The 7,309-nt window shown below is 51.8% G+C and carries 3 protein-coding genes; all 3 read left to right on the top strand.

Annotated features, from left to right (window positions below; genetic code table 11):
* Positions 1-195 precede the first annotated feature (195 nt).
* From porW to uvrC, 3 genes are read left to right on the top strand one after another with little or no spacing between them, the layout of a single operon-like run.
* Entirely contained in the window at positions 196-3,081 is a 2,886-nt protein-coding gene (gene porW / locus OB13_RS18010) for a type IX secretion system periplasmic lipoprotein PorW/SprE (protein ID WP_461491573.1), read from the top strand.
* 1 nt (position 3,082) lies between these two features.
* A complete protein-coding gene (locus tag OB13_RS18005) occupies positions 3,083-5,389 on the top strand; it encodes a penicillin-binding protein 1A (protein WP_461491572.1) in 2,307 nt (768 codons plus the stop codon).
* 11 nt (positions 5,390-5,400) lie between these two features.
* The gene (gene uvrC / locus OB13_RS18000) at positions 5,401-7,206 is read left to right on the top strand and encodes an excinuclease ABC subunit UvrC (protein ID WP_461491571.1); all 1,806 of its coding nucleotides are present in this window, start codon (positions 5,401-5,403) and stop codon (positions 7,204-7,206) included.
* Positions 7,207-7,309: the final 103 nt, after the last annotated feature.

Genomic DNA, 7,309 nt, shown 5'->3' with positions numbered 1-7,309 from the left:
GGGCATGTGACGGGCTTTACGTGCAGTCTCTTATATTAATTCACTTATTATTGTATTTTTGTAGGAGGTACATACGTTGCAACCAACTTTTAGGACGCCTGTTTCGGAATACTGAAGCGTATACCTGCTGCGTTATATAGATTAATGCGGATTGCAACCTGTCGCCAACACTCATGCTGCACACTATTTGATACTTTGAGCAAACGATCGTTTCACATACTTCTGGTGCTTGCCGGCCTGTTGCTGGCGGGCTGTTCTGCTGAGCGCAACAACCCGCTGAGCAAAGCCTACCATAATACTACGGCCCGCTACAACGGCTACTTTCTGGCGAAAGAGAAGCTCGAAGCTATTGAAAAAAGTATACAAGACCAGACCGTATATGACTACAACCGGGTGTTGCCTATCTTCCCGCCCATCGACTCGGCTACCTTTCAGGCGCATGCAGCCGACCTCGAGGATGTGGTCAAAAAAGCTTCTTTCCCCATACAGTGGCACAAGAACAGCAAATGGATCGACGACAGCTACCTGCTGATCGGCAAAGTGCGCTTCTATGAACTCAACTTCCCGGACGCAGCCAAAACCTTTAAGTTCGTCAACTCGACCGGCCAGGACCGCCATGTGAAACATGAGGCGCTGGTGTGGCTCATGCGCACCTTCCTGAAAATGGGGGAGACCGACAATGCCCAGCAGGTATCCGAGTTCCTGAAGAAAGAGCGCCTGAACAAAGACAATGCGCGGGAGCTATACCTGGCCCGCGCCGAGTACTACCTGCTGCAGAACGACACAGCCGCTGTGATCGAGAACCTGGCCCTTTCGCTTCCCAACTTTGACAAAAAAGACAATCAATCCCGGGTACGCTATACCCTGGCCCGCTTTTACCAGGATCAGAAGGAAAACCAAGAAGCTTACCGGCAGTACACCCGCATTCTGCGCAACAACCCGCCTTACGATTTGGGTTTCTTCAGCAGGCTATACCTGGGGCAAGTGTCTGAGTTGTCAGATGAACAGGACCTGGACCGGATCGCGGGTTATTATGAGAAAATGCTGAAGGATGACAAGAACGTGGAATACAGGGACAAGATCCTGTACGAAATGGCGGTTTTTGAACAACGACAGCAGAACTACGACAAAGCGCTGGTGCACCTGAACGAATCGCTGAAAACACCCGGTACCCTTCCGAACCAGAAAGCCTATACCTACCTGAAGGCCGGGCAGATCTACTTTGAAAACCTGAACAAGTACGACCTGGCCCAGGCCTACTATGACAGTGCCGTGCAGGTATACCCGCAGCAGGCACCTGAATACGAGGCTGTCGTAGAGCGCAAAGATATTCTCACGGATTTTGCCAAGCAGTATGCGACCATCCAAACACAGGACAGCCTGCAGCGCCTGGCCCAGATGAGCGAAGCAGACCGCCTGGCTTTTGTCCAAAACCTTGTGCAGCGCGAAGAAGAGCTCCGCCAGCAGGAGCAGGCCCGGCTGCAGGAACAACAGAAAACAAGCCGCCGGAATCCGGAAAAGCAGAACAATACCAGTAGTACCCTGGGCAACCGCAACAACACGTCGGCCAGCATCGGCAATGACAATACAGGTGTCTTTTATTTTGATAACCCGGCTGCCATGGCCACGGCACGTTCCGAGTTTGTGCGCCGCTGGGGTGACAGGCCGCTACAGGATAACTGGCGCCTGCGCAGCAGGGGTGAAACCGGCGACCAGGAAAAAGTAGTGGCACTGGAACAGCCCGCTGCAGAAGCAGCTGAGACAGCCGAAACCGCAGCGGCCCGCCTGCAGGCTCAGGTAGACACCTATCTGCAGAACATTCCTGCTACCACGCTGGCCATACAACAGTCCGAAAAGATGGTGGAGGATGCCCTGTTCCGGCTGGGCAACATTTACAGCCAGAAGCTACATGACCCTGTCAGTGCAGCTGCCACCTACGAGCAACTCCTGCAGCGATTCCCGCATTCGGAGCATGCCGCCGAAACATCCTACGGCCTATACCTGATCTACAGCAGGTCAGGGAATGCGCTCAAAGACGTATATTATAATAAGATAAAGCAGCAGTTCCCGGGCACCACCTATGCCATGCTGGTGGATGATCCGAATTTCATGAGCAAAAATGCGTTGGATAACAGAAAGGCGCACAGTCTCTACGACTCTGCTTTTACGAGCTACGAACAAGGCAACTATACACACGCTACTGAACTGCTGGCAACGCTCAACAGCCAGTATCCGCTGCATGATATACCGGACAAATCCGCTTTCCTGCGCGTCCTGATCACGGCCCGCTCCGAGAAGCCGCAGCTGCTGCGCGAACAGCTGCTCCAGTTCAAAGCCAAATACCCGACCAGTCCGCTGATGCCGCGTGCCGAGCAATTGCTTACCAGCTACAGCGACCTGGAGAACAAGCAGCTCCTGCGCCAGGAGGCTCCTCAGACTATACCTGTAGGCACTGCCAGTATTAAAAAGGAAGAGATGACGCCGGAGCAAAAGGTCAGTGCCAGTGTCGCGCTTGCCTCTGCCAGGACGAGACCCAAGCCTGCGGCCTCAACCAGGCAGCCCGAGCCTGCAAAAGCCATCCTGCAGAATCCGATCGTCCTACCCGACACCACTACTACCGCAGCCACCCAGCCGGCAGCTACTGACACGACAGCAGGCACCGCACCTGCTGATACAGGGGTGACTGCTGCGGCACCTAAAATAGCCAAAGACCCGCTGGCCTATACCCAAGAGCCGGACACAGCTTATTATTTTGTGCTGATATACCCCGAAGAGCATACGGCTTTCAAAGATGTGGCCCTCCGGTATGAGAAGTACAACACGACCTATTACAAAAATCAGCAGCTGAAAGTAGAGACGAGGCCTTACGAAACCGGCAAGCTCCTGCTGGTAACCCGCGCCTTTCCTGATCTGAAAGTGGCGCAAACTTTTAACATCAAACAAAAAGCGCCACAATCACCAATTGGCAAAATCAGAGGCGCAGAATTCACTACCTTTGTAATATCTTCTGCCAATTTCCGGAAATTCATGCAGAAGAAAGATTTAGAAGCTTATCTGAATTACTTCAGAACCATTGATTAAGATGACTACGACGACTCGTCCAAAACAAAAAAAGGTATACCCGAAAGTAATTTCGGCTCTTTGGCTGCTGTTCCTGAGTGGCCTTGTTGTGCTTATTCTGTATATATACGCTGTTAGTATCAACTTCCTGAACCTGTTCGGGGAGCTCCCGAATATGCGTACACTGGAAAACCCCAGAAGTGCGCTCTCCTCGGAACTCTACTCGGCTGACAACCAGCTGCTGGGTAAATACTTTCGCGAAAACCGCACCCCGATCGATTACGAGGACCTGCCTGAGAACTTTGTGCACGCCCTCATCGCCACGGAGGACATTCGTTTTGAGGAACACTCCGGTATAGACCCGGAGGCCATGATGCGTGTGGTAGGCTCTATTCTGATAGGCAGTTCCAAGGGTGGCGGCAGTACCATTACCCAGCAGCTTGCCAAGAACCTGTTCAAGACGCGTGGCGAAGAGCTTAATAACGGCCTCCTCAACGATAAGCCCGGCTTCCGGACCCTGATTCACAAGACCAAAGAATGGATCATGGCGGTTAAGCTGGAGCAGTCTTACACCAAGCGCGAGATCATGGTCATGTACCTCAACATTTTTGAGTTTGGCAGCAATGCCTTTGGTATACAATCCGCCGCCAAAACCTTCTTCAACAAAAATCCACATGACCTGAAAGTAGAGGAATCTGCCGTACTGGTTGGTTTGTTTAAGAACCCGAATTTCTATAGCCCTAAGTTCAAGCCCGAGAACTCCAAGCGCCGCCGCAATGTGGTGTTGTCCCAGATGGTCAAATATGGCTTCCTGCCGGCAGAAGAGTATGCCAAACTCAAAGAGGAGGACATCAAGCTGGATTACCGGGTTGAAAATCAGAACGTTGGCCTTGCCCCGTACTTCCGTACCGAGGCCAGCAAGTTTCTGCTGAAGTGGTGCCGCGAAAACGGCTACGACCTGTATGCCGACGGCTTGAAGATCCACACAACCATCGACTCACGCATGCAGCGCTATGCCGAACAGGCGGTGAAGGAGCACATGAAGGATCGCCAGAAAGAATTCTTCTCGCACTGGAAGGGCCGCAATCCCTGGATTGACCGTCAGGGCAAGGAAATCAAGAACTATGCAGAAACGGCCATCAAACGAACCGCCCGCTACCGCAGGCTGGATGCCCGCTTCGACGGCAACCAGGACTCGATCAATTATTACCTGAACAAGAAGATCCCGATGACGATCTTTACCTGGGATGGTGAAAAAGAAGAGATGATGAGCCCGATGGACTCGCTCCGGTATTACAAGCACTTCCTGCAGACGGGCTTTATGGCCATGGAACCCCAGACGGGCAATATCAAAGCCTGGGTAGGCGGTATCGACTACAAGCACTTTAAGTACGACCACGTGAAGCAGGGCGCGCGCCAGCCTGGTTCTGTTTTCAAGCCGTTCCTGTATACCGCTGCGATCGAGAACGGCTACTATCCGTGCTATGAAGTGATTGATACGCAGGTATGCATCCCGCTGGAAGATGGTACCATGTGGTGCCCGAACAATGCGGACAATAAGTTTTCGGGGGAGAAGTTCACGTTACGCAAAGCCCTGGCCGAGTCGGTGAACTCTATCTCTGCCTTCCTGGTGAACAAGCTGGGTGCCGAGACACTCGTGAAAACGGCCAAACGAATGGGTATCTCTACCCCTCTGGAGGCCAATCCTTCGCTGGCATTGGGCGTGAACGATGTGACCTTATACGATATGGTTGGCGCCTACGGAACCTTCGTCAACAACGGCACCTGGACCGAACCAAACTTCATTACCCGCATCGAAGACAAGCATGGCAATGTGCTCGCTGATTTTGTTCCGAAGACAGTAGAAGCGCTGAGCGAAGAAACCGCCTACATGATGGTGCATATGCTCAAAGCGGCTGCGGAGCCAGGTGGTACAGCCTACTATGGTCTTCGTCACCGCAACGGTCTGAAAAACGAGATCGGTGGTAAAACAGGTACGACGCAAAACTATTCGGACGCCTGGTTCATGGGCATTACGCCGGACCTGGTAGCTGGGGCCTGGGTGGGCGGAGACGATCGTTCTATCCACTTCCGTACCATTGCGCTTGGACAGGGCAATAAGCTGGCTATGCCGATCTATGGCAGCTTCATGCAAAAGGTATATGCCGACAAGACTTTAGATGTTTCAAAAGACGCTTTCCCTAAACCTTCTACCCCATTATCGGTAGAATTAGATTGCTCCAAGTATAACAGCGGTGTATCTGTTGACTCTGCCCAGCAGGATCAGTTCTACCAATTACCTGCTGAGATCGACCTGGATGCTTTCTAATTGTAGGAACAATGGCTGTAAACGATAAGCTGAAAGAGGTAATTTCTCATCTGCCACACAAGCCTGGCATTTATAAGTTTTTTGATGACAACGGGATCATCTATGTAGGCAAAGCGATTGATATCAGGAAGCGCGTCAGCTCCTATTTCAATCGCTCTGCCCAGCATAACAAGAAAACGCTCAAGCTTATTTCCCAGATTCAGGACATCGAGTTTACAATCGTAGACACGGAGGCGGATGCCTTTCTGCTGGAAAACAACCTCATCAAGCAGTACCAGCCCAAGTATAACATCCTGCTCAAGGATGGCAAGACGTACCCTTACATTTGCATCGTCAATGAGCGCTTCCCGCGCGTGATCAGCACCCGTAATAAAATCAACGACGGCTCCCGCTACTTCGGTCCTTACCCCAGCGGCACCGCCATGCACGTTATCCTCGACCTGATCCGGACGCTATACCCTTTGCGCACCTGTACTTATAACCTCTCCCCGGAGAACATTGCGGCAGGTAAGTTTAAGGTATGCCTGGAATACCACATCGGCAATTGCAAAGGCCCTTGCGAAGCCCTGGTGGACGAAACGACATATAACCAATATATCACTCAAATCAGAAGTATACTTTCCGGGAACCTCACCATCGCCAAGAACTATTTTAAGGAGCGTATGGCCACAGCGGCGGAGGAGTATCAGTTCGAACTGGCCCACCAGTACAAGCAGAAACTGGACATACTGGACGATTTCCAAACCAAGTCTACGGTTGTCAGCAACACCCTGACCAACATTGATGTCTTCACGATTACTTCGAATGAAAAGTGCGCGTTTGTCAATTACCTGAAGGTAATGAACGGCTCTATCATACAAACACAGTCGCTGGAGCTGCACAAAAAGCTGGACGAATCAGACGAGGAATTACTGGCCACGGTGATCGTGCAGCTGCGCCATGAGTTTGAAAGCACCTCACGGGAGATCATCACCAACATTGAACTGACGCTGCCGCTGGATAACATTACCGTGACGCAACCGCAGATAGGGGATAAGCGCAAATTGCTGAACCTGTCGCTTAAGAATGCGCTATACCTGCGGAAAGAGCGGGAGGGACGCCAGGAACAAAACAAGAACCTGGGAGAGCAGCGCGAACTGCGCGTGTTGGAGACGCTCAAGAAAGACCTGCGCCTGACAGAATTGCCCCGCCATATGGAGTGTTTTGATAACTCCAACTTCCAGGGTGACAATCCGGTGGCGTCTATGGTGTGCTTCAAGAATGGCAGGCCCAGCAAGAAAGATTACCGGCACTTCCACATCAAAACAGTGGTTGGCCCCAATGACTTTGAGTCGATGTATGAGGTTGTCTCACGCCGCTATCGTCGCCTTGTGGAAGAAAACCAGCCGCTGCCGCAGCTCATCATCATTGACGGGGGCAAAGGGCAGTTGAGTTTTGCCGTGCAGGCGCTCAAGGACCTGGATCTGTGGGGGAAAGTTGCCATCGTAGGTATAGCCAAGCGCCTGGAAGAGATATTTTACCCGGGTGACAAATTACCGCTCTACATCGACAAAAAGTCGGAGTCTCTGAAACTGATCCAGCGCATGCGGAATGAAGCGCACCGCTTTGCGATCACGTTCCACCGTTCCAAACGCGATGCTGGTACCTTGAAAACCGAGTTGACGGAGGTAAAAGGCATTGGCCCCTCCACGGCCGATGCTTTGCTCAAAAAGTACCGGTCCGTTAAGAAACTCAAGGAGCTGAGCCTGGATGAACTCACGGCTGAAGTAGGACAGCGCAAAGCCTCTATCCTGTATGAATACTTTCATGCAGCCTGATCCTCGGGCAGATCTGCCTGACGCTATACCCTCTCCTTGCTGATCATCATGAAATACCATACCTCCTGAATCAGGTATAAACATAAAAAAAGGAGACTCTTTC

This window comes from Pontibacter sp. HJ8 (assembly GCF_054824225.1).
Note: the sequence above shows the minus strand (reverse complement) of the source record. Positions and strands in the feature narration are given on the sequence as shown.

Coding starts and splice junctions, on each gene's coding strand:
- OB13_RS18005 (WP_461491572.1), top strand. CDS start 3,083: ATGACTACGACGACTCGTCCAAAACAAAAAAAGGTATACCCGAAAGTA.
- uvrC (WP_461491571.1), top strand. CDS start 5,401: ATGGCTGTAAACGATAAGCTGAAAGAGGTAATTTCTCATCTGCCACAC.